This is a genomic window from Cohnella sp. GCM10027633 (genome assembly GCF_042675445.1).
GTDB lineage: Bacteria > Bacillota > Bacilli > Paenibacillales > Paenibacillaceae > Cohnella.
On sequence record NZ_JBHTGV010000002.1, the window covers coordinates 550,938 to 574,832 of the forward strand.

Sequence of the window (23,895 nt, forward strand, 5' to 3'; positions counted from 1 at the left end):
GCGGCGATTCGCCGCAAGGTTTTTTTCGTTATTGGCACAATCGCAGATAGAATTTTGCCGCCAATTGTCGTATTGATAAAATAGTTATCGAAATTTAGTGCTCCTATCCTGTAAAATGGTAGAATAGTGGGCTGATTTTCATATATTGGTCGGGTTGCCCAGGGAATCGGTTTGAGGCGAACGCCTCGTTATCAATAGGAGGAATGGATAATGCGCAAGGGACTTATTTACTTATTAGCGATGTTGGTTCTCGCGGTGCCGCTGTTGGGGGCATTCTCGAAGGAAGCGGCTGCGGCTTCGTCGCGGGTAGCCGTTATTAAGGAGCTTAAAGGCACCGTTAAGGTGCAGAAATCTGGCGGTTCCAAGGAATTCACGGCGTTCGCCAAGATGAGCTTGAACGAAGGGGACGTGCTGTCCGTCGGCGACGGCGGATCCGCCGTGCTACAGTTCTCCAATGGCACATCCGACGACGACAAGATGACCGTCGCTTCGAACACGAAGCTAACGTTCTCCAAGCTGTCGAACAAGAAAGGAACGACCACGAAGGTCAGCATGTGGAAGGGCTCGGCATGGGTGGACGTCAAGTCGATCGCGAACGCGGACGACGAGTTCACGCTGGAGACGCCGACCGCGGTCATGGGCGTGCGGGGAACGCACTTGCTCGTTAACGTCGATCCCCTGACGGGCGCAACTCGTCTCATGGTCGCGGCCGGTATCGTTAATACGTCGACGCCTGGCAAGAGCGACAAGGCGCAGAACGTCTATCCGACGCAAAATGCCTTGATCACGGGCGGGGAAGACGAGAACGATTCGTCTGACATCACGGTCGCGCCGGCGGACCTCGAGTTGCTCATGAAGCAGAGCGAAGCGAACATCATTGAAGCGATCCTGTTAGCAGCCAAAGAGATCGTTGAAGAGAATGAAGATTACAGTAAGAAATTCGAAGAACAAGTACCTAGCGAAATCGGCGGAACGGAAGCGGATCTGGCAAGGTTCAAATCGAATACGGAGAACTTGCTCGGGGCAATCGCCGATCAGGCGGTCAAGAGCGGATTAATCGACCAAGAGCGGCTCAATAAGCTCGTCGAAGAAGTGAAGAGCCAATCCGGTTTCGACGTGGACCTGACCAAGAAGACGCTCCAGACGACCCAAGAGGAAGAACAGAAGAAGGCGAAGCAGCGGGAAGTCGAAGAACAGCAGAAGAAGGCCGCGGAAGAGAAGAAGGTCAAGGAGCAACAGGAACGCGACAAGCAAGCTGAGCTGCAACGTAAAATAGAGGAAGCTCGTTTGGCGGCTGAGAAGGCGAAGAAGGCCGCGGAAGACGAGAAGAAGCGCAAGGCGCAGGAAGCTTACGAGAAGCAATTGGATGAGGCAGGGAAGAAGCGATTCGACGATGATAAGAAGCAGCGCCAGCAAGAACAGAGCGCGGCTACTTCGACCGCTACGGCAACGGCCACCTCGACATCGACTACGCCGCCGGTGCAGTCGAACAACGCGAACTTGAGCGGCTTGAGCTTGACGGAGCCGGGTTCGAGCTTGAACTTGATTACGTTCAGCTCGGCGGACACGTATACAGTTAACGTTAGTAATACGACGGCCGAAGTAGCGATCAAATCGACGGTTGCGCATTCCGGTGCGACGGTCAAGGTCAACGGACAATCGGCTTCGAGCGGCATCGATAAGTTGGTCACGCTTAATGCCTCCGGGACGTCCGCAGGAACCGTCACAACCATTCCGGTACTCGTTACCGCGCAGAACGGCACGACGAAAACGTATACGATCGTCGTGAACCGCGCGGCAAGCTTGTTGACGGGAACGGTCTTTATTCAAGGACTCGGCGTAGGGAACTTCCGACCGGATCAGGGCGTGTATAACTTGTCCGGAATTAACAGCGAGACGCTCGAGATGAGCTTAGGTCAATTGCCGGCCGGCGTTAGCGTATCGCTTCATGTTAATGGACAGACTGTGCCATATAGCTCAGGCAAAAATTATGTTCCTCTCGCCCAGGCCAGCAATTTAATCATGATAACCGTAACAAGTACGAGTCTTAATATCGTTCAGATCTATACGATTAGCGTAACGCATGGATTATCGAACGATGCGAGCTTGTCCGTTGTCGCAATTAATGAAGGTTACTTGACACCGGTCAATGGCAACTATGAGGTGACAGTCGATTCGGATATCATTAGTGCGTATATCCTCGCGTCGAAGCAATACGAAGGCGCGACGGTCGTCGTTAAGAAGGGCGCAACCATCGTATCTGCAAACGAACTATCGCTTGAATTTGGCGAGAACGTATTCAAGATTATCGTTACTGCTCCTGACGGAGTAACAACACGAACTTATACGCTGACAATAACGCGGGTTATTTCAATTCCGAATAGCGTCACGAGTTGGTCTGTCCAGGAGTCGTTAAATGGAGCGGCTCCGAAGCGGATATATGAAGGCGAAGATGAGGTTGGTCGTCCGAAATACGAATATTCGGTTGCAGTTGAGGAAGAAACGGATTCGGTGCATTTAAACATGCTGTTTGAAGTTGGAGAGTTAGAACCCGAGTGGGTTAAAATTTATGATCAAGGCGCAACCGAGTTGTTCTCTTATACGGCAAGCGAAGAAGAAAATATCGTAGTATCTAACTTTGCGATACCGTTGGAAGCCGATGGCGCATATACGAGGTTCTTTATTAATTATCAGATGCGAGGCGAAGAGTCGTATTCGAGCATTGAATTCACAGTATTAAGAGGAGATCCGGGGGAGTATGCGTTCAACCTAACCGGTGTCTCCGCAAGTTACGGAGAATATAACTTCGCTGATGGCGTTGCCTATGGCGAAAATAGTTACTTCATTATGATGGATAAGGACGCGCTTGCATATGACAGCTTTGTTATCGCTCCTATGACCGAACATGCGGATGTTTATCAATGGTTAGACGGAGTAAGGACGAAGCTTGGTTATGGTTATATGGGCTTCGAGCCGATGGACATTGTAGATGGATGGAATGACTTCGATATCGATGTTTGGGACTACTCGTTGCAGCAATATAGAACTTACGAGCTTCATGTCTACTACGGCGAGGGCATTCCCGAGCCGTTCAATGGGCTTACGTTCGAAGCTAAGGACAATACGTTAATTGGCGAATCTTCCAGTAATGCATCGCGCTGGTATTTGGAACTAGAAGGGGCAAGCCCAGCAGTAAGTCTTAAGCTATCCGGGGCGGAGCTGCCGAGCAACATTGCACTAGAGGGCGTATATACCGGTTATGATGGCTTGAGCGAAAGTTTGGCACCTGATGGGGACGGTTATTACTCGCTAAATCCTGAGTCGAGAGAAGGAACGATCCGCTTCGTATTCGCAACGAATGGTCGCGAGTTCGTATACACGATCGAGGTAGTGTCTGCAATTCCGTTAACGATCGATTCGGCTACACTTTACGATAGAACTACTTTCGGAATGTCGCATGTGACGACCTTATATTCGAATCAATTCGACAATATGAATATCGCTAACTACGAACTGCCACACGGCATTGATTATGTTATTTTGAAACCTATGCTCTCTTACGATGATTCGAAATTGTCCGTATCAGTCGATGGAATTCCGATGTACTATTTTAATAATGAACCCAGAGGCTCGGCGGAACGCATCGAAGTCGGGAATGACGGAAAATCGATAGATATCGTCATTAGGTCGCCTTCTGGGATTCGCAGCGCTACGTACATTGTGAATCTGACACGCACGCCAGCGATTCCTGGTAGTTTGTCATCTGTTTACATCATGGGAGGTATCGGCTCTAATCCATCATTGCTTGATTTCGCAGCGCCTGCAGCTTTAAAAGTAGGTGAAACTGCATACTTTTCAAGCTATCGTGGCAATGGACCGGTAAATTTAATATTAACTGCTTTTCCATCTTCGAATACTCCCAATATCGAAGTGTATCTGGACCATTCGTCCGAGACACTGACGTTAAGCGGAGGGTATTATCAGCTTACTGAATTAGCTACGGGCTGGCATGCGATAGACATTTACGTATATGACTCGCATAATAGTAACTCAACGCACTACACGTACAACCTCTGGATCGGAGAAAATCCTCCAGAAGCGTTTGATATTGATGGTTTTTATGCCATAGACGGATTCGATGCTTTAGTTGACTTCAGTCCTGTGTCCGGTTCGAATATATGGAGAGCCGAGGTCGTGCCCGATGCGGAGATGGTGTTCCTGAACGAAGGGGACGGTTATATGGATCCGAACACTAGCATTCAAAAAATCGTCTTAACTAATGGGACCGAGGCTCAGTACGAGGATAATATGTTTGAAATTGTGTTGGATGAGGACGGGATTACCGAAGCGCAAATGTGGCTCGAGAACGATGGACAGATTTTCGTCATACCGCTCGAGTTCGAAGAGATAGGAACCACGCCGATCCATGTTACAGGAATGAATTCTTGGAAAGCAGTCAGCATGGATCCCATAAGTTGGCAATACAGCTCTGCTTATCGATTCTATACGGAATTGGAGCTTAACGAAACCGAGTTGACCAATGGAATTATACTCGACTTGGTTCCCGAGTCCGGTTACGAGATCAGTTACGCCGGGGGCGTAATTGATCCAGGTACTGGACTATGGACAGGACTTAGTAACGGATTGAATACCCTTGAAGTGACGATCAAACGAGGGAACGAGTGGGATACTACTTATACGTTCAATGCGATCGTAAATGAGAATGAAGCTTCATCCATAATGGTTGGTAGCACTCGAATTGCCGGTATTCGTCTTGGCGATGATATTTACTTCTCTACCAACGATGATACGATTGAAACGGCAACATTTACCTACCTTGAGGGAGATAATTCCGTTACGCGAAGTATAAGCAAACCGGCAGGCAGTGATCAGAAGGTTGAAGATGTAATAGCAACGGATATGTTCGGCAGGCCAATCGCAGTGTCTGTTCACGTCCTCTTCGGTCTTCTCAATGATCTGAACATGAATGTAGGTGGATCTGTTTCTATGGATGGCCAAGGATTAGAGTCAGTCAGCACTGATCCGCGACCAGGATGGAATTTCGTTCATAGCAATCCAGCGGGGATGCTATACATGTCATTTAATGCCCCATTTGGTGGTTCGCTATCTCTCTACGACATCAATGGCGATACCTTGACTCCGACGAACGTATCCGGCACGAGTTATACATGGGAAGATGTCCCGCTTGTGGGAGGTAAGCGTCAGTTCGTCATGCTGATTTCGAGCGGCGTCAACACATCGGCTGCCTTCCTAAACATTGTCCCAGATACAAACTAGCACAAAAAAACGAGACCAAGCAGGCATAACCTGCAAGGTCTCGTTTTTTTGCATTACTCCAACCCCAACCTAATCTCAATCCCGAACGGATCGCGCAAGCTCCAAGCGCCGTCCCGCTCCTCGACCTCCACGCCTGCACCTTTCACTCGTCCAACCACTTCCTCAAGATCCGCCGCCGAAGGAAGCACGACCTTGAAGTAATCCAGCCCGGTCGCGTTGGCCGGAGGCCGAGGCGCGCCGACGCCGGCCCAGACGTTGAGGCCGATGTGGTGGTGGTAACCGCCGGCGGAGATGAACAGGGCGCGCATCATGCGCGACATGTCGGCCGCCATGCCCCAGCCGAGCAGACCGCAGTAGAACTCCCGAGCCTTCTCCAGATCGCCGATATGAAGGTGGATATGTCCCATGATCGTCTCGGGAGGCAGCCCTTGCCACGGTTCGTTTTCTGCTTCGCGAAGGATGCCCGGAATGTCCAGCGGGTCGGACGCCATTTTCACATTGTCGCCGTCCCAATCCCACGTCTCCCGCGGCCTGTCGCGATAGATCTCGATGCCGTTGCCCTCGGGATCGGACAAGTACAGCGCTTCGCTCACGAGATGGTCCGCTTGACCGATCCGAACGCCATGCTCGGCCAACCTTCGTAACGACAAGCCAAGTTGCTTACGGCTAGGCACGAGAATCGCAAAATGGTACAGCCCCGTCGTAGAGCGCTCCGGCAACGTGATCGCGTTCGGCAGCTCTTCGAGCACGAGCAACGCCCGTTCACCGTCCACGGTCAGCTCCGCCCGAGTGCTATCCCGGTTCAACACTTGAAGTCCAATGACGTCCGTATAGAAATTAACGAGGTTCGCAAGGTTGCGCACCTTCAGTTTCACTTCGCCCAGCATGGTCGCGGCAGGTAAGGAATAGGCCATATTATCGAACCCTCCGATCGGATATTTAATAACTTTATGTAAGTAACTATACCAAATTAATATCGTGCGTGCAACCGCTTCGAGTGAATGTCTACCCGAGAGGGTATCATGTTACAATAGGGAAAAGTTAGGATGTCGCATAGGACGGAGGCGCGAAACATGTCGCAACAGCAGCAACGGCAATTACAACGAGAGCAACAACCGATTATCCGATTCGACCGCATCAGCAAGCGATACGACGACGGCACGACGGTGCTTAACGATGTCAGCTTCGAGATCGAACGAGGTAAATTTTACACGCTGCTAGGTCCGTCGGGCTGCGGGAAGACGACGATTCTGCGTCTGATCGCGGGCTTTACCCAGCCCTCCCAGGGCGACGTGATTTTCCAAGGGAAAGTCATCAACGGCGTCCCCGCGCACGAACGCAAGGTGAACACCGTATTCCAGGATTATGCTTTGTTCCCGCATCTCAATGTATACGAGAACGTGGCGTTCGGCCTGCGCGTGAAGAAGTGGAAGAAGACCGATATCGACGCGAAGGTGACGGAAGCGCTGCGCTTCGTCAACCTGAGCGGGTACGAGAACCGGGAAATCTCCGAAATGTCCGGCGGCCAACGCCAGCGCGTCGCGATCGCCCGCGCCATCGTGAACGAGCCGGAGGTACTGCTGCTCGACGAACCGCTGTCCGCGCTCGACTTGAAGCTGCGCACCGAGATGCAGTACGAGCTTCGCGAGCTGCAGCGCAGGCTCGGTATCACGTTCATCTTCGTCACGCACGATCAGGAAGAGGCGCTCGCGCTGTCGGACGAGATCTTCGTCCTGAACCAAGGGGTCATCCAACAGAGCGGTACGCCGGTCGACATCTACGACGAGCCGATCAACCGATTCGTGGCCGATTTCATCGGGGAATCGAATATCGTGCCGGGCACGATGATCGAGGACGGCGTCGTCCGGTTCGCGGGCAAGACGTTCGATTGCGTCGACGGCGGCTTCATGCCGAACGAACCGGTCGAGATCGTCATTCGTCCGGAAGACCTCGAGATTACGACGCCGGAGCTCGGCAAACTGCAGGTGAAGGTCGACAGCCAGTTGTTCCGCGGCGTTCACTACGAGATCAGCTGCAACGATGCCGCGGGCAACGAGTGGCTCGTCCACTCGACGCGCAAGGCGAACGTCGGCGATAACATCGGCTTGGGCTTCGATCCGGAAGCGATCCACGTCATGCGCTTCGGCGAATCGGAGGCGGACTTCGACCGGCGCTTGGAAGCGTATAGCGACGCAGAAGAGAACGGGGCTGATGCGCCATGACGAGGTCGAGAAATCTGTTCCTCATCCCGTACTTGGCATGGATGGTCTTGTTCGTCGTCGCGCCGATCGTGCTCATCGCTTACTATTCGCTGTTCGACGTCGACGGTCGATTCACGTTCGATAACTATACGAAGTTCCTATCGCCGGTGTACCTCCGAATGACGCTCAACTCGTTCTGGTACGCGCTGCTCATCACCGTATTCTCGCTGCTCGTCGCGTATCCGACCGCGTATTGGCTCACCCGCACGAAGCATAAGTCGCTATGGCTGCTGCTCATCATCGTGCCGAGCTGGATCAATCTTCTACTGAAGGCGTACGCGTTCATCGGCATCTTCGGCACTTATGGTTTCGCCAACAAGGTGCTCGAGTCGGTCGGCATCGGCACGCGGCAAATTTTGTTCACCGACTTCAGCTTCGTGTTCGTATCGGTCTATATTTTCATCCCTTTCATGATCTTGCCGATCTACAACGCATTAGCCGAATTGAATCCTTCGCTCATCTATGCCTCGAGGGATCTCGGAGCATCGCCCTGGACGACGTTCCGCAAAGTCGTGTTCCCGCTCACGCTCGAAGGCGTCAAGGCGGGCTGCCAAGCGGTATTCATCCCGGCGCTGTCGCTGTTCATGATTACGCGGCTTATCGCTGGCAACCGGGTCATTACGCTCGGCACGGCGATCGAGCAGCAATTCCTCGTGACGCAAGACTGGGGCATGGGCTCGGCGATCGCCGTCGTCCTCATTATCGCGATGGCCGTCATCATGATCCTGACCGGGAAGCGGAAGGGCGGTGTCGCGAATGGGTAAAAACAACGCGTGGGCCAACGCCTATCTCGTCGCCGTCTTCGTCGTCCTGTACGCGCCGATCGCGTATCTCATCTTCTACTCGTTCAACGCGGGAGGAACGATGCACGGATTCGACGGGTTCACGTTCGATTGGTACCGCGAAGTGTTCAACGACACGCGGTTGCTCATCATCGTGCTGAACACGGTCGTCATCGCGCTGCTGTCTGCGGCGATCTCGACGATTCTAGGCATCGCGGGCGCGCTCGCCATTCACCGGATTCGGCGCAACCGGCGCCGCAACGCGCTGCTCTCGATGAACAACGTGCTCATCGTCAGCCCGGACGTCATCATCGGCGCCTCGTTCCTTATCCTGTTCACGATCGCAGGCATTCAGCTCGGCTTCACGTCGGTGCTGCTGTCGCACATCGCGTTCAGCGTGCCGATCGTCGTGCTCATGGTGCTGCCGCGGCTGCAGGAGATGAGCCCATCGCTCATCGACGCGGCACGGGACCTCGGGGCGAACGGCCGGCAGGTGCTGTCCAGGGTCGTGCTTCCGTTCATCAAGCCGGGGATATTCTCCGGATTCTTCATGGCGCTCACGTATTCGCTCGACGACTTCGCGGTGACGTTCTTCGTTACGGGCAACGGCTACACGACGCTGTCCGTCGAGATCTACTCGCGGGCGCGCCAAGGCGTGTCGTTGTCGATCAACGCGCTGTCGACGCTCATCTTCCTCGTGACGATCGCGCTCGTCGTCGGCTTCTACTTCGTGAACCGCCGCAACGTCGGACGTCGCGCCAGAGTGGGGGTGCCGCAGCCATGAAGCAGCTCGTCAGGCTACTCGCCGCGGTTCTAGTCGTATCCTTCGCGCTCATGTACGTCACGTATCGGCTCAATGCTTCCGAAGGGTATTCGGGGGGCAACACGCTGACGATCTACAACTGGGGCGATTACATCGACCCGGATCTGCTAGAGGAGTTCGAGGAGCAGACCGGCATTACGGTCATCTATCAGACGTTCGATTCGAACGAAGCGATGATGACGAAGATCGAGCAGGGCGGCACGACGTTCGACATCAGCATTCCTTCGGACTACGCGATCAGCAAAATGAAGGAGGAAGGGCTGCTCGTTCCGCTCGACCATGCGAAGCTGCCGAACCTGGCGCATATCGATCCGCGCTTCATGGACTTGGCGTTCGACCCGGGCAATCAATATTCGATTCCGTATTTCTGGGGTACCGTCGGCATCGTGTTCAATCCGTCGCTCGTCGGCGATCACAAGTTCACGAGTTGGAACGAGCTGTGGGATCCGGCTTTGAAGAACGACATTCTGCTCGTGGACGGCGCGCGCGAAGTCATCGGCATGGGGCTCAACAGTCTCGGCTATTCGCTGAACGACACGAACGAGGATCACCTGCAGGAGGCAAAGCGCAAGCTGAACGTGCTGACGCCGAACGTGAAGGCGATCGTCGGCGACGAGATCAAGATGCTGCTGGCCGGAGAGGAAGCAGCGGTCGGCCTCGTCTGGTCCGGCGACGCCTCGGAGATTCTGGGGGAGAACGAAGAGCTCGATTTCGTCGTGCCGGAGGAGGGGTCGAACGTCTGGTTCGACAACATGGTCATCCCGACGACGGCGAGGAACCTCGAAGGCGCGTACGCGTTCATGAACTTCATGCTCGATCCGGAGATCGCGGCGCGCAACGCAGAATACGTCGGCTATTCGACGCCGAACGCGGCGGCGCTCGCGCTGCTGCCGGAGGATATCTCGGGGGACGAGAGGTTCTATCCGTCGCCGGAGCTGACCGACAAGCTCGAGGTGTACGACAATCTCGGGAAGCGGATGCTCGCGCACTATAACGAGCTGTTCCTAGAGTTTAAGATGCATCGGAAGTAAAGCGAAAGCATCTCCCTCGCGTCCGGAGTCGGAGCGGGGGGAGATGTTTTTTTGGGTTCGTGTATGTGCCGCAGTTCGGATTAGTCAAACTGCGTGCGTCCAAAGTAATTGCCTGCGCGCTGTAGTTCGGATTAGTCAAACTGCGAGCGTCATAAATAACTCCCGGCGCGTTGCAGTTCGGATTAGTCAAACTACGTGCGCAATAAGTAACTCTCGGCACGCCGCAGTTCGGATTAGTCAACCTGCGTGCGATATAAGTAACTCTCGGCGCGCCGCAGTTCGGATTAGTCAAACTGCGTGTGTCATAAGTAACTCTCGGCGCGCCGCAGTTCGGATTAGTCAAACTGCGTGTGTCATAAGTAACTCTCGGCGAGCCGCAGTTCGGATTAGTCAAACTGCGTGCCTCATAAGTTACTTCCGGCGCTCTGTAGTTCGGATTAGTCAAACTGCGTGCGTCATAAGTAACGCTCGTCGTGCCGCAGTTCGGATTAGTCAAACTGCGTGCCTCATAAGTTACTCCCGAAGCGCTGCAGTTAGGATTAGTCAAACTGCGTGCGTCCAAAGTAACTCCCGTCGCGCTGCAGTTTGGGTTACTCAAACTACATGCGCATAAAGTAACTCTCGGCGCGCCGCAGTTCGGATTAGTCAAACTGCGTGCGTCATAAGTAACTCTCTGCGCACTGCAGTTAGGATTAGTCAAACTGCGTGCGTCATAAGTAACTCTCGGCGCGCTGCAGTTCGGATTAGTCAAACTACGTGCACCCCAATTACCTCCCGGCACGCACTTCCCTCACTTAAACACCAGCTTCACCGGCACGACGACGTTCCTCGGCGCGTACTCGTGCACGATCTGGTCGCGCAGCAGCGATACGGCGGCCCGGGCGATCTCGCGCTCGTCCTGCCGAACGTACGAGACGTTCGGAATGTCCGGATCGTCGAACGAGACGAGCTCGACGTCCGACTCGCTCCCGATGCGATGAAGCGCCTGCGACGTGAGCCTAGCAATCTCTTCCGTCAACGTGAAGGCGGCGGTAATGTTCGGATGCGCCCGCACGAACTCGGTCACGTAATCGAGCGCGTCGTCGCTGCGCAGAATGTCGAGCGGCACGTGGCACCACAGGCTTTTATCGATGGATATCTCTTCGTCTATATACGCCTTCTCGAACCCGGTCGTCCGATCTTGGACGGCCGTATTCGCGTTCTCCGGGGAGATCAGGGCGATCTGCCGATGGCCCTTCGACAGCAGATAAGACACGGTGTCGTACGCGCCGCCATGGTTGTCTGACGTAATCGTGTACGTCTCGATGTTACGAAGATAACGGTCGATGAAGACGAACGGGAACTTGTCGAGCGACAGGCGAAGCAGCGATTCGTTGTACTTCTCGTCCTCGGTCGGGAACACGATCAACCCTTGCACGCCCGCGTCCACGAGATCGCGGATCGCCCGCGATTCCTCGGCTGCCGATTCTCGGGTAATGCTGAGCAGCATTTGGAACCCTGCTTCCTTCAAGTGAAGCTCCGTATAGTCGACCAGCTTCCGGATGACCCCGGTCTTCATCGTCGGGATAATGAAGCCGACGAGCGGAGCCGCATTCGAGACGCGCCCTGCAACCGACGAGGACGAGGCGCTGGCAAGCTCCACGTCCGCGGCGACGAACGTTCCTTTGCCTTGAATGCGAACGACGAGACCGTCGTCCGCCAGCTCCGTCAACGCATTCTTCACGGTAATCTTGCTGACCTTGAACTCGTCCATCAACTCTTGCTCGGAGGGGATGCGATCGGCGGGGCGCAGCTGTCCGGAGACGATGCGGTCCCGGATATGCTGCCCAATTTGCTTGTAGAGCGCGGTCTTTTTCTGCATGCCATCCACTCCTAATAAAAATTATGATTTTATACTCAATTGGTTATATAAATAATATTTAATACCTATTATAATCCAAATTGTAAAGCGCTTTCAACCCTTACTTTTAGGAAAACAAGGCGCTATAACCAATCTTTGAGGGGGATTATCCGAATGAAGAAAGCGCTACATTATTCTCTTGCATTGGCGCTAGCAAGCTCGATGGCGTTGGCAGGGTGCAGCTCGAACAACAACGATAACGAGGCATCTTCCGGTTCCGCGTCCGAATCTTCCAAAGCGCCTGCAGGAGCGACAACGCTCGAGTTCTGGACCTTCAACGAATTGCATCAGAAGTTCTTCGAGAGCATGACGGAGAAGTGGAACGCCGCTCATCCGGATATGACGATCAAACTGACAGCGACGACTTTCCCATACGACGACTCCCATAACAAGCTGCTGCTGGCGCTTCAATCCGGCAAGGGCGCGCCGGACCTCGCGGATATCGAGATCAGCAAGATCGGCAACTACCTGAAGGGCGATCCGCAGTTCGTCGAGTTGAACGATATCGTAGAGCCGGCCAAAGACAAACTCGTCATGTCCCGTCTCGACAACTACGCCAAGGACGGCAAGTACTACGGCATCGATTATCACGTCGGCGCGCAAGTGATCTATTACAATAAAGAAATTCTCGATCAAGCCGGCGTCAACGCCGACACGATCATCACATGGGACGACTTCGAGGCGGCAGGCAAGCTCGTGCTCGAGAAAACCGGCAAGCCGATGACGACGGTCGAGACGACGGACCAATGGTCGTACTGGCCGATGGTCGTGCAGCACGGCTCCGACTTCCTCGATAAGGACGGCAACGTGACGCTGAACGACCAAGCGAACGTCGACGTGCTGACGTATCTGCAGAAGCTCGTGAAGGAGAACGTCGCGGTAGCGGCTCCTGGCGGCTTCCACCACGCGGAAGAATATTACGGCTTCATGAACGGCGGCGGGGCCGCTTCGATCTGGATGCCGATGTGGTACATGGGCCGGTTCACGGACTACATGCCGGACCTGAAGGGCAAGATCGTCATCAAGCCGATGCCGGTGTTCAAGCAAGGCGAGATGCGCTCCTCCGGCATGGGCGGTACGGGCACGGTCATCACGAATCAGACGAAGAACGCCGAGCTGGCGAAGAAGTTCCTGGCATTCGCGAAAGTATCGAAGGAAGGCAACATCGAGATTTGGAAGCAACTCGGCTTCGATCCGATCAACACGGAAGCTTGGACCGATCCGGCGATGAGCGAAGCGAACAAGTATACCGACTACTTCGGCACGGGCGTCTTCACGTTCCTCGACAGCCTGAAGAGCGAGATCGCTCCTACGAATATCAAAGAGAGAACGCCGGCGGTGTCCGACGTCATCAAGACGAAGGCGATGTTCCAAGCGCTTAACGATCTGAAGGATCCGAAGGCCGTATTGGACGACGCGGCCGGCAGCATCAAGTAATTCATTATCGGTTGGCAGGGCTGAGCCGAAGGACCGAATCCGGGTTCTTCGGCATCGCTCATCCTGCGGCCAAAGGAGCGATTGAGCGGTATGAAATGGATGTATAACCAACGGCTCGCGCCCTACGTATTCGTGCTTCCGTTCGTGCTCTCGTTGGCGATCTTCTTCGTCTATCCGGTGTTCTCGACGTTCGTCATGAGCTTCCAGGAAGTGCTGCCGGGGCAGACGCATTTCATCGGCTGGACGAACTATAAGGATCTATGGGGTGACGATTCCTTCTATACGGCGCTCTGGAACAGCTCCAAGTACACGTTCTGGACGCTCGTCGTGCTCATCCCGCTGCCGCTCGTGCTGGCCGTGTTCCTGAACGCCAAGCGGATGAAGTGGAGCTCGTTCTTCCGTTCCGCCTTGTTCGTGCCGGCGCTCACGTCGGTCGTCGTGGCGGGCATCGTCTTCCGTCTCGCGTTCGGCTCGCTCGAAGGCTCCGTCATGAACCAGATCCGCGACCTCTTCGGCTTCGAGAAGATCAATTGGCTCGGCGACGGCTTGACCGGCATGCTCGTGCTGATCATTCTGGCGACCTGGCGCTTCCTGGGCATCAACATCGTCTACTTCCTGTCGGCGCTGCAATCCATTCCGCACGAGCTGTACGAATCCGCGGACATCGACGGCGCGAACACGTGGCAGAAGTTCCGGCGCATCACGCTGCCGCTCTTGAAGCCGATCTCGATCTACGTCATTACGATCAGCATCTACGGCGGCTATGCGATGTTCACCGAGAGCTTCATTCTGTGGAGCGGCAACCGTTCGCCGAACGACATCGGCCTGACGATGATCGGCCTGCTCTACCGTCACGGCATCGAGAAGAACAGCCTCGGTCTCGGTTCCGCGATCGGCATCGTCCTCCTAACGTTCACGATGATTCTGAACGTCATCCAATTACGCCTATTCGGCTTGTTCAAGAAGGAGGATTGAGCATGGGCATCAGACGGTTCAATCCGCAATCGATCCTTCTCGTCGCCTTGTTCCTCGTCTTGGCTGCGCTAGCCTTGTTCCCGTTCTACTGTCTGGCGCTCGCCTCGCTCAAGCCTTCCAAGGAGTTGCTGCGGTTCGGCCTGAACATCAAGCTGCAGGCGGACCTGCTCTCCTTCAACAACTATGAGTTCATCTTCTCGAAGGACGCGGCCAAGTACGTCACGTGGTATAAGAACAGCCTTGTCATCACGGTACTCTACACGGTAGGCTGCATGCTGCTGTCTTCGATGGTCGGCTACGGACTCGCGATGTACCGGTTCTTCGGCCGCAATCTCGTGTTCCTGTGCGTGCTGCTCGTCATGATGGTGCCGGTCGAGATCATCATGCTGCCGCTCTACAAGCAGATGATCGCGCTCGAGCTGATCGACTCGTTCAGCGGGGTCATCCTGCCGTTCGTCGTCTCGCCGCTGCCGATCTTCTTCTTCCGGCAGTACGCGTCCAGCTTGCCGAAGGACTTCCTCGACGCGGGAAGGATCGACGGCTGCTCGGAGTACGGCATTTTCTTCCGTATCTTCGTGCCGCTCATGACGCCGGCATTCGGCGCGATGATCATCGTGCAGGCGCTGGCCAGCTGGAACAGCTTCGTCTGGCCGCTGCTCGTGCTGAATTCGGCCGAGAAGCTGACGCTGCCGATCGGCTTGTCCAGTCTGGTGACGCCTTACGGCAACAACTACGATATCCTGATCGCCGGCTCCGTCCTCGCGATCGTTCCGATCATGATCGTGTTCGTCTTCTTCCAACGGTACTTCGTCTCGGGTCTGACGATCGGCGGAGTGAAGGGCTAACGACATACTACACATAACGATAAAAGCAGGTGACGGGATGGGAGTCCAACAATCGAAGCTAGACGGCGTGAAACCCTTGATCGAACAACGCGCGGATCCGCATATCTTCCGGCATTCCGACGGGTACTACTATTTCGCGGCTTCCGTTCCGGAATACGACCGCATCGAGATTCGCAGAGCCAAGACGCTGGAAGAGCTTCCTCATGCGAGCCCGGCCGTCATCTGGCGCAAACACGAATCGGGCTTGCTGAGCGCGAACATCTGGGCGCCCGAAATTCACCATATCGACGGCAAATGGTACGTCTATTTCGCCGCCGCCCGCACGGCCGAGACGAACGAAGGCTTGTTCGACCACCGGATGTTCGTGCTGGAGAACGGGAACGCCAATCCATTGGAAGGGGAGTGGGAGGAGAAGGGGCAAGTCCGCGCGGCGTGGGAGAGCTTCTCGCTCGACGCGACGACGTTCGAACACCGCGGCACGCGCTATTACGTGTGGGCGCAGAAGGACCCGAACATCGACGGCAATTCCAACCTGTACATCTCCAAGATGAGCAATCCATGGACGCTGACCGGCGAGCAGACGTTGCTCTCGATTCCGGAATTCGATTGGGAGATCATCGGCTTCAAGGTGAACGAAGGCGCCGCGTTCCTGCGCAAGGACGGGTTGGTGTTCCTCTCTTATTCGGCCAGCGCGACGGACTTCAACTATTGCGTCGGCTTGCTGGAAGCGGACGAGGACACCGACTTGATGGACGCCGCATCGTGGCGCAAATCCCCGGCCCCCGTCCTGACGACCGACGAGGAGCTGGGGCTGTACGGTCCCGGACATAACAGCTTCACCGTAACGGAAGACGGCGCGAACGCCGTGTTCGTCTTCCACGCGAGGACGTACAAGGAGATCGTAGGAGATCCGCTATACGACCCGAATCGGCACACTTTCGTAGCGGAGCTCCGATGGAGTAACGACGGACGGCCGGATCTACGCAGCACAGTCGCATCACTTCCGCGCCTCCGATCTTAATCGGAAGAGGGGAATGCGGTAATGGGTTCAAGCTTGCGGGCTAAATGGGGTAAAATCGTCGGATTGGCGTTAGCCGCGTTGTTCATCGTATTCGGGGAAGCCAGCGCCTTCGGGCCGAGTCTGATGTACCAGTCGCCTTCGTCAGACCCGGGGCCGGGGACGCTGTATCCCCGGGCGCTCCGGCTGCAGTACAACGGCACCGCGAACGGCACGATGCTCGCGACGTTCGAGCATTACGTGAACGGCACGCCTTCGTTCCCGATCTATCGCAGCACGGACGGCGGCGTCTCGTGGACGCACCTGTCCGAAGTGACCGATACGGTGAACGGATGGGGCCTTCGCTATCAGCCGTTCCTGTACGAACTGCCTCAGGCGATCGGCAGCATGCCGGCGGGGACGCTCTTGTGCGCGGGTAACTCGATCCCTTCGGGACTTGGCTCCACGAAGCTCGACTTGTACAAGAGCACGGACCGCGGCGTCACGTGGACGTTCGTCAGCTCGATCGCGACCGGCGGAAGGGCTGATCCGAACGGCTCGTACGACCCGGTGTGGGAGCCGTTCCTGCTCGTGGCGAACAACAAGCTCATCATGTACTATTCCGATGAACGGGATCCCGCCCACAACCAGAAGCTCGTGCACGTGACGTCGACCAACGGCACGACATGGAGCGCCGCGGTAGAAGATATCGCGCTCGCGGATTCGACCAAGCGCCCGGGCATGTCGACGGTCGCCAAGCTCGGCAACGGCAACTATATTCTGACGTACGAGTACGGCGGTTCTCCGAACGGCAACTTCGCGATCTACTATAAGATCTCTTCCAATCCGGAGAACTTCGGCGCCGCGACCGACCCGGGCACGCTGCTCAAGACGAGGGACAACGTCGTTCCGACGAGCTCGCCTTACGTCGTCTGGGTGCCGGGCACGGGACCGAACGGGACGATTGCCGTGACGACCAACTCGAGCACGGACCTGTACCTCAACTCGGAGAACGGCAACGCGAGCACCTGGACGCGGGTCGGCACCGTCGTTCCGCAAGGCTACAGCCGCGCGCTCGTGCCGCTGGCCGACAACCATAGCCTGCTCATCCTGACCGGCGGTCCGCTCGGCAGCGGGCATAACGCGGTCCGCTACGGCAGCATCGATCTCGGAGACGCGGCGCTCATCCGCCAGTGGGAGTCGAACCGGTATCCGGGGTACTACGTCCGGCACTATAACTTCGCGGGACGCATCGACGCGAACCCGTCGCCGGTCAACGACTCGAGGTTCCGGATGGTGCCGGGGCTCGCGGACGCGGGAGGCGTCTCGTTCGAATCGGTCAACTTCCCGGGCTATTATCTGAGACACTACAACTACGTTCTGCAATTGGCTCGCAACGACGGTTCGACCGTGTTCAAGCAGGACGCGACGTTCTACCAGACGGCCGGCCTCGCCAATTCGGCGCAAGTCTCGTTCCGCTCGTACAACTTCCCGACCTACTACATCAGGCAATCAAGCTACTTGCTGCGGATCGATCCGATCGGAACGGCAACGGCGGATAAGCAAGACGCCACGTTCATTCTGCACTAAGCTTTCGGTACGCGCGCTCCGGGCCGCCTCTGGCCCGGGGCGTTTTTTTTTCGCGTTCGCGCGAAGGTTGTCCTTGAGAGATTTGGGTTAATACTAGTGTTGTATGGCATGATGCGAATCGAATTGCATACAGTAGGGTTGTCTAGCACGAGAAGGAGGGGTACATATGAAAGGTTCCGCGAAAATATGGCTGATCGTCGGCGCGATCGCGGTGGTCGTCGTTCTGTCGGCGGTTACGTCGTACAACAAGCTCGTCAGCGCGGATACGGCGGCGGACAACGCGTTCGCGAACATCGATACGAACCTGCAGCGCCGGGAAGACCTCATTCCGAATCTGGTGAATACGGTCAAAGGCTACGCCGCGCACGAGAAGGAAGTATTCCAAGCGATAGCTGACGCCCGCAGCAAGCTGGCCGGCGCGAGCACGCCGGAACAGGTGTCCGAAGCGAATTCGCAGTTGGAGGGAGCGCTCTCCCGCTTGCTCGTCATCGTCGAGAACTATCCGACGCTGAAGGCGGATACCCAATTCTCGAAGCTGACGGACGAATTGGCCGGTACGGAGAACCGGATCGCGATCGCGCGCAAAGACTACAACGACGCCGTCACCAACTATAATACGCGGATCAAGAAGTTTCCGGCGGCAATCTACGCGGGCATGTTCGGCTTCGAGAAGAAGGCGTTGTTCAAGGCGGCGCCCGGCGCGGAAACCGTACCCGAAGTGAACTTCTGATGCGGCGGGCCGCGCGATATGGAGGGCGCCGCGCCGGCTGGTTGCTGCTCGCGGCTCTGTGGCTGCTTGCGTCGGCGGCGTTCGCGGGCGAGTCATCGGCGCAAACCGCGGATCCCCGCTACGGCGTCTACGTCGTCGACGAGGCGAACGTCATCTCCGCGGAGACGAAGGAGCGGCTTTACCGCCGGGCGGCATGGCTGCAGGAGAAGACCGGATCGGCGCAGATCGGCGTCGTTACCGTTCCGTCGTTGGAAGGTACGACGCTGGAGCAACTCGCGGTGGACACGTTCCGCAAGCTGGGCCTCGGCAGTAGCAAGCGCAACGACGGCGTGCTGCTGCTCTATTCGGCCGTGGACGGCCACGTAAGGATCGAAGTCGGCTACGGGCTCGAAGGACGCATTCCGGACGGCAAGGCCGGCGCGATTCTCGATCAATATTTCGTCCCGAATCGGGACGCCGCCAGATTCGACGACGCGTTCTCGCAGACGCAGAGCGCGCTCATCGTGGAGATCGCCGCCGAATACGGCATCGACGCGACGGGCAACGTCGAGAGCGTCGAGCCGCTTCGGCCGGGCGCGGACGGCGGCGGGAGCTGGTATTCGGACATGCCGTTCTGGATGAAGGCCGTTCTGGGTATCGGCGTCGTGTTCCTCATCGCGATCGACTTCAAGTTCACCGGAGGAGCGGTTACGTGGGCGATTCTCAGCATGTTCGGCCGACGGGGCGGCGGAGGCGGAGGGCGCGGCGGCGCGCGAGGCGGGGGCGGTTCGTCGGGAGGCGGCGGGGCGAGCAGATAGCGGATAGGTACAAGTCAGGCGCGGGTTTCGCCGATTAGGGCGAGCCCGTGCTTTTTTTCGTGGCACGGAATGGGGCGAGACGAGGGAATCACGGGCATAGAAAGGGAATCTAGCGTTTTTTGTCGAATACCTAAGAGGATAGAGAAAGTCGAACCGAATAGGTGTATCGATGAGAAAAAACTTATGGATTATCGCGGTCGTCTTCGTGGCCGCGTTCGTTCTTCGATTAATATGGACCAACGAGTCGGTTAAAGGGGTGCCGCAGGCGGAAGCGGGCGTGCTCGACTTGTCGGGTTGGAATCGCGACGAGCACGAGATCGTTCCGCTGCGGGGCAAGTGGGCGTTCTACCCCGGCGTGCTGCTCGAACCCGGGCAGCCGTTGCCAGGCGACGACGGCGCCCGGTACGTGAGCGTGCCCGGCAAGTTCGATAACGCGGTCGGGGAAGATCGCCCGACCGCTTTCGGCTTCGGCACGTATCGGCTTGAGATCAAGCTGCCCGACGGCGAGCCCCGCGATTATAGCTTGCGGGTGCAGCGCATCCGCACCGCTTATAAGCTGTTCGCCGACGGCAAGCTGATCGCGCAGCGCGGCGAGCCGGGCGTCGATGCGAAGAGCACGACTCCGATCGTCGTTCCGCTCACGGCCCGGCTGACGACCGGCGGCGATTCCGTCGAGCTGCTCATTCAAGCGTCGAATTTCCACTATGCCAGGTTAGGCGGTATTTTCGAAGATATCCGGCTCGGCGATCCGGCCGCGATCGAGCGCCAGACGCAGCTCGTAATCGCGGGCAATAACCTGCTCATGGGCTTCTACCTCGTGAACGGGATCTATTTCCTGGCGCTGTTCTTGTTCCGCAAGAGGAACAAGGAACTGCTCTACTTCGGCATCCTGTTCTGGATGATGCTGTTGTTCTGGTCGGTGCAAGGCGAACGCTTGTTGTTCATCCTGCTCCCTTGGGTGACTTACAATTGGCAAACGAAGCTGCAGATGCTGTCTTCGCTGGGCACGTTCCTGTCGATGCTGCTGTTCGTGAAGGAGATGTTCCCTAACATCGCTCGGCCGCGAGCCGTCAAGCTGGCCTGTTGGGTCGTGGCGGGCGGGGCGCTGGTCGTGGTCTCGACGGACGTGCGCTTCTTCTCGAGGCTCGAATCGCTAGGCATCGCCTTCGATACGGTCGTCTTCTTCTACGCGCTGTACATTCTCGTTCGCGCGGCGGGCAGAAGCAGCGAGCCGGGGCACGCGAACATCTTCGTCGCGGCGATGTGCGTCTTCTCCGAGGCTCTCATGCAAGCCATCGTTTATCTAGGCATCATGCACGTCGCCGAGCCGTTCCCGCTCGAGCGTCTCGTCTTCGTGCTTAGCATGGCGACGCTGCTGGCCAGACGGTTCTTCTCCAACATGGAGCAGGTCGAGGTGCTGTCGAAGCAACTGATCGTCAAGGACAGGCTGAAGGACGATTTCCTCGCGAATACGTCGCAGGAAATTCGGACGCCGCTGCAAGGGATGATCAATCTCGCGCAGTTGATGATCGAAGAAGATTCGTTGAAGGATCAGCGCCAAGCCGAGAGGCTGCAATTGATGGTGACGACAGGCAGGCGACTGGCCCAGCAGCTTAACGATATGCTGGATCTGACCAAGCTGAACGACGGGGATATCGAGCTTCGGCTTCATCCCGTAGACCTCAGCATGGCGATTAACGGCGCGTTGGAAGTCATGCGCTATATGGCGGGCGGTCGGGAAATCCGCTTCGAGAATCAGACGAAGGCCGGACTTCCCTACGCGATGGCGGACGATCAGCGGGTGCTGCAGATTCTGTTCAATCTGCTGCATCACGCGGTCAAGAGCGGCGCGGAAGGGACCGTAACCGTCACCGCGGAGCGCGCGCCGGAGCATAATGCCGCGACCGTGACCGTCGGCGCCGTCAAGAGCGGTTCGGGCTTCGACGAGGAGGTAGGATCCGAGGACTCGGCCGTCTCCGACGTCGGGCTCGATATCAGCCGCAAGCTGGCGGAGATGCACGGCGGTCGATTCGCCGTCCTGCGGCCGACGTCGAACGAGCTCGCGTTTGTCTTCACGTTGCCGCTCGCCGAAGCGGCGGACAGAACGGCGTCGACGACGTTCGGCGAGGAGGTCGCGGCCGGGCTGCAGCGGCAGCCCGCTCCGCCTCCCCGGACGGAGAAGCGCGGCGCGGCCGCGAAGACCGGGGCTCCGCGCGTGCTCGTCGTCGAAGACGACCCCGTCACGCTTCAGATCATGCAGGACATTCTGTCCCAAGAAGGACTGGATGTCGTCGTGGCGGCGGACGGTCTGGAAGGGCTGAAGGCATGGGAACGCGAGGCGGAATGGGACTTGGTCGTCCTGAACGTCATGCTGCCGCGGCTATCGGGATACGATCTGTGCCGCGCTATTCGCGAGCGCCATTCGTTCTACGACTTGCCGGTCCTGTTCCTCACGTCGCGGCATCAGCCGGCCGACCTGCTCGTCGGCTACAATGCGGGCGCGAACGATTACGTCATTCAGCCGCTTAACGACTCCGAATTCAGGGCGCGCGCCCGGACGCTGCTTCGGATGAAGCAATCGATACGCGATCGGCTCCATATGGAGATGGCGCTCATTCAGGCGCAGATCAAGCCGCATTTTCTATACAACACTCTCAATACGATCGCCAGCTTAAGCGAGATCGATCCCGAGCGGACGCGGGAGCTGCTGAACGACTTCGGCAGTTACTTGCGGAGCAGCTTCGACCTGCGCAACCTGGACCGGTTCGTTCCCTTCTCCAAAGAATGGGCGCTCGTCCATTCGTACTTGCAGATCGAACAAGCGCGCTTCGGCACGCGGATGAGCTTGTCCATGAAGCTTCCGGACAATCCGAGCTTCCATCTGCCGCCGCTTACCATTCAACCGATCGTGGAGAACGCGCTTCGGCACGGCATTCTGACGAGGTTCGAGGGAGGACATCTTCAGATCGAGGTGTCGGAAGAAGCGGACGGCTATACGATCGCCGTGCGGGATAACGGCGTCGGGTTTCCGCCGGAGAAGATCGAGCCGGTGCTGTCCGGCACTTATCGCGGCGGGATCGGTCTCGTGAACGTGCATCAGCGGCTGATGAACGCGTACGGAGCCGGTCTCGCGATTACGAGCGTCGCGGGCGAGGGCACGGAAGTGCGCCTGCGGATACCGCTCAAGAAGGAGGAGCAACGATGAGAGCTATCGTCGTGGACGACGAATACTTGGCATTGGAGAGCATGACGCGCTTGCTGCAGCGGTTCGAAGTGACCGTCGCCGGCGCGTTCCAGGATCCTCGGGAGGCGTTGAAGCGACAACGGTCCGCGGACGCGGACGTCGCCTTCGTCGATATCGAGATGCCCGAGCTGAACGGGCTGGAATTGGCGGCCCGGCTGCAGGCGGAGCAGCCCGGCATGCAGATCGTCTTCGTGACCGCTTACGAGCAATACGCGATCGAGGCGTTCGAGCTGGCGGCGATCGACTACTTGCTGAAGCCGATTCAGCTGAAGCGGCTCGAGACGACGATCCAACGGCTGCGCGCGAGGCGCGCCGAGCCCGCGCCGGAGCCGGCCCCGTCCGCGTTGCCGACGATATGCTTCTTCCACCACCTGAGCTTCCAGGACGCCGAGGGTCATCCGCTCGCGATTACGTGGCGCACGACGAAGGCGCGCGAGCTGCTCGCCTACTTGATCCACTCCGGCGACAAGACGCCGAGCAAGGAAGAGCTGCTCGACCGGATATGGCCGGACGTCGATCCGGATAAGTCGGTTACGCATCTGCATACGACGATCTATCAAGTACGCCAATCGATGAAGCAGATGCGAATTCCGCTCAGCCTCCATTATAAGGAAGGCCGCTACCATATCGAGCTTGGAGGGACGCAGGTGGACGCGCCGCTATGGGAGAAGTCGCTGCGCGAAGCCGCGGAGGCGGATGACGTCGCGGCCTCGAATCATCTGTTGACGCACGGCTATCGGGGAGATTATCTGGGAACGGAAGATTACATGTGGGCCGATGCGGAACGGGAACGGCTGCGGGCGCTATGGCTGGATAACGCGCTCAAGACGGCCGCGCGCTTGGAGGCGTCCGATGCGTCCGGCGATGCGATCACGCTCTATCAGCAGATCCAACAGCGCTATCCGGAGAACGAGGAGTGCTACTTCGGCCTCATGAGACTGTACGGCAAGCTCGGCAACGGCACGGAGGTACACCAACAATACGCCAAGCTGGTCGCGATGCTCGAGGAGGACTTCGACGCGGAGCCGAGCGACGATGTCGCGCGCTGGTACGCGCATTGGAACGAACGCAAGCAGGGGTAACCGAGCCGTTCCGGACGACGGCTTCCAGAATGTTCAGAATTTGCTCAGCGTTGTCGGATATGATCGAACTATGGACAAGGGTCGATCCGACTTTCGCGCAAGC

16 protein-coding genes are annotated in these 23,895 nt (G+C 57.1%); 14 read left to right on the plus strand and 2 right to left on the minus strand.

Features of this window, described 5'->3' with window-relative positions; all coding sequences use genetic code 11:
* Positions 1–210 precede the first annotated feature (210 nt).
* Entirely contained in the window at positions 211–5,298 is a 5,088-nt protein-coding gene (locus ACFQZG_RS06825; protein WP_378150810.1) for a cadherin-like beta sandwich domain-containing protein, read from the plus strand.
* A gap of 53 nt (positions 5,299–5,351) precedes the next feature.
* Here the strand turns inward: ACFQZG_RS06825 and ACFQZG_RS06830 are convergent, their stop codons facing one another.
* Positions 5,352–6,212 (minus strand): VOC family protein, encoded by an 861-nt coding sequence (locus tag ACFQZG_RS06830; protein WP_378150811.1) that lies wholly within the window; start codon positions 6,210–6,212, stop codon positions 5,352–5,354.
* Between the two features lie 159 nt (positions 6,213–6,371).
* Between ACFQZG_RS06830 and ACFQZG_RS06835 the strand changes: the two genes are divergently transcribed.
* Genes ACFQZG_RS06835 through ACFQZG_RS06850 form a run of 4 tightly spaced genes read left to right on the plus strand, consistent with a single transcriptional unit; the run spans position 6,372 to position 10,195 of the window.
* On the plus strand, positions 6,372–7,520 hold the full coding sequence (locus tag ACFQZG_RS06835; protein WP_378150812.1) for an ABC transporter ATP-binding protein: 1,149 nt from the start codon (positions 6,372–6,374) through the stop codon (positions 7,518–7,520).
* The gene (locus tag ACFQZG_RS06840; RefSeq protein WP_378150813.1) at positions 7,517–8,323 is read left to right on the plus strand and encodes an ABC transporter permease; all 807 of its coding nucleotides are present in this window, start codon (positions 7,517–7,519) and stop codon (positions 8,321–8,323) included. Before ACFQZG_RS06835 ends, ACFQZG_RS06840 begins: the two co-directional genes overlap by 4 nt.
* On the plus strand, positions 8,316–9,125 hold the full coding sequence (locus tag ACFQZG_RS06845) for an ABC transporter permease (RefSeq protein ID WP_378150814.1): 810 nt from the start codon (positions 8,316–8,318) through the stop codon (positions 9,123–9,125). The genes ACFQZG_RS06840 and ACFQZG_RS06845 overlap by 8 nt, the downstream gene beginning before the upstream one ends.
* A complete protein-coding gene (locus ACFQZG_RS06850; protein WP_378150815.1) occupies positions 9,122–10,195 on the plus strand; it encodes an ABC transporter substrate-binding protein in 1,074 nt (357 codons plus the stop codon). Before ACFQZG_RS06845 ends, ACFQZG_RS06850 begins: the two co-directional genes overlap by 4 nt.
* Before the next feature lie 790 nt (positions 10,196–10,985).
* Here ACFQZG_RS06850 and ACFQZG_RS06855 read toward each other — a convergent pair.
* Positions 10,986–12,056, minus strand: a complete 1,071-nt coding sequence (locus ACFQZG_RS06855; protein WP_378150816.1) for a GntR family transcriptional regulator — start codon at positions 12,054–12,056, stop codon at positions 10,986–10,988.
* A gap of 153 nt (positions 12,057–12,209) precedes the next feature.
* On the opposite strand from ACFQZG_RS06855, the gene ACFQZG_RS06860 reads away from it, so the two are divergent.
* From ACFQZG_RS06860 to ACFQZG_RS06900, 9 genes are all read left to right on the plus strand, one after another.
* Positions 12,210–13,532 (plus strand): ABC transporter substrate-binding protein, encoded by a 1,323-nt coding sequence (locus tag ACFQZG_RS06860; protein WP_378150817.1) that lies wholly within the window; start codon positions 12,210–12,212, stop codon positions 13,530–13,532.
* Between the two features lie 90 nt (positions 13,533–13,622).
* Complete coding sequence (locus ACFQZG_RS06865; RefSeq protein WP_378150818.1) at positions 13,623–14,507, plus strand: carbohydrate ABC transporter permease; 885 nt, start codon at positions 13,623–13,625, stop codon at positions 14,505–14,507.
* A gap of 2 nt (positions 14,508–14,509) precedes the next feature.
* Positions 14,510–15,352 (plus strand): carbohydrate ABC transporter permease, encoded by an 843-nt coding sequence (locus ACFQZG_RS06870; protein WP_378150819.1) that lies wholly within the window; start codon positions 14,510–14,512, stop codon positions 15,350–15,352.
* Positions 15,353–15,389: 37 nt separating this feature from the next.
* A complete protein-coding gene (locus ACFQZG_RS06875) occupies positions 15,390–16,373 on the plus strand; it encodes a glycoside hydrolase family 43 protein (RefSeq protein WP_378150820.1) in 984 nt (327 codons plus the stop codon).
* Positions 16,374–16,394: 21 nt separating this feature from the next.
* A complete protein-coding gene (locus ACFQZG_RS06880; protein ID WP_378150821.1) occupies positions 16,395–17,939 on the plus strand; it encodes an AbfB domain-containing protein in 1,545 nt (514 codons plus the stop codon).
* Between the two features lie 166 nt (positions 17,940–18,105).
* Positions 18,106–18,669 carry a LemA family protein gene (locus ACFQZG_RS06885; RefSeq protein WP_378150822.1) on the plus strand — a complete coding sequence of 188 codons (564 nt, stop codon included), beginning with the start codon at positions 18,106–18,108 and terminating at the stop codon, positions 18,667–18,669.
* On the plus strand, positions 18,669–19,466 hold the full coding sequence (locus ACFQZG_RS06890) for a TPM domain-containing protein (RefSeq protein WP_378150823.1): 798 nt from the start codon (positions 18,669–18,671) through the stop codon (positions 19,464–19,466). Before ACFQZG_RS06885 ends, ACFQZG_RS06890 begins: the two co-directional genes overlap by 1 nt.
* A 169-nt stretch (positions 19,467–19,635) precedes the next feature.
* Positions 19,636–22,671: an ATP-binding protein gene (locus ACFQZG_RS06895; RefSeq protein WP_378150824.1), complete on the plus strand. Its 3,036-nt coding sequence runs from the start codon at positions 19,636–19,638 to the stop codon at positions 22,669–22,671.
* On the plus strand, positions 22,668–23,792 hold the full coding sequence (locus tag ACFQZG_RS06900) for a response regulator (RefSeq protein ID WP_378150825.1): 1,125 nt from the start codon (positions 22,668–22,670) through the stop codon (positions 23,790–23,792). The genes ACFQZG_RS06895 and ACFQZG_RS06900 overlap by 4 nt, the downstream gene beginning before the upstream one ends.
* Positions 23,793–23,895 lie beyond the last annotated feature (103 nt).

Coding starts and splice junctions, on each gene's coding strand:
- ACFQZG_RS06890 (WP_378150823.1), top strand. CDS start 18,669: ATGCGGCGGGCCGCGCGATATGGAGGGCGCCGCGCCGGCTGGTTGCTG.
- ACFQZG_RS06855 (WP_378150816.1), bottom strand. CDS start 12,056: ATGCAGAAAAAGACCGCGCTCTACAAGCAAATTGGGCAGCATATCCGG.
- ACFQZG_RS06860 (WP_378150817.1), top strand. CDS start 12,210: ATGAAGAAAGCGCTACATTATTCTCTTGCATTGGCGCTAGCAAGCTCG.
- ACFQZG_RS06885 (WP_378150822.1), top strand. CDS start 18,106: ATGAAAGGTTCCGCGAAAATATGGCTGATCGTCGGCGCGATCGCGGTG.
- ACFQZG_RS06895 (WP_378150824.1), top strand. CDS start 19,636: ATGAGAAAAAACTTATGGATTATCGCGGTCGTCTTCGTGGCCGCGTTC.
- ACFQZG_RS06865 (WP_378150818.1), top strand. CDS start 13,623: ATGAAATGGATGTATAACCAACGGCTCGCGCCCTACGTATTCGTGCTT.
- ACFQZG_RS06845 (WP_378150814.1), top strand. CDS start 8,316: ATGGGTAAAAACAACGCGTGGGCCAACGCCTATCTCGTCGCCGTCTTC.
- ACFQZG_RS06850 (WP_378150815.1), top strand. CDS start 9,122: ATGAAGCAGCTCGTCAGGCTACTCGCCGCGGTTCTAGTCGTATCCTTC.
- ACFQZG_RS06875 (WP_378150820.1), top strand. CDS start 15,390: ATGGGAGTCCAACAATCGAAGCTAGACGGCGTGAAACCCTTGATCGAA.
- ACFQZG_RS06880 (WP_378150821.1), top strand. CDS start 16,395: ATGGGTTCAAGCTTGCGGGCTAAATGGGGTAAAATCGTCGGATTGGCG.
- ACFQZG_RS06835 (WP_378150812.1), top strand. CDS start 6,372: ATGTCGCAACAGCAGCAACGGCAATTACAACGAGAGCAACAACCGATT.
- ACFQZG_RS06825 (WP_378150810.1), top strand. CDS start 211: ATGCGCAAGGGACTTATTTACTTATTAGCGATGTTGGTTCTCGCGGTG.
- ACFQZG_RS06840 (WP_378150813.1), top strand. CDS start 7,517: ATGACGAGGTCGAGAAATCTGTTCCTCATCCCGTACTTGGCATGGATG.
- ACFQZG_RS06830 (WP_378150811.1), bottom strand. CDS start 6,212: ATGGCCTATTCCTTACCTGCCGCGACCATGCTGGGCGAAGTGAAACTG.
- ACFQZG_RS06870 (WP_378150819.1), top strand. CDS start 14,510: ATGGGCATCAGACGGTTCAATCCGCAATCGATCCTTCTCGTCGCCTTG.
- ACFQZG_RS06900 (WP_378150825.1), top strand. CDS start 22,668: ATGAGAGCTATCGTCGTGGACGACGAATACTTGGCATTGGAGAGCATG.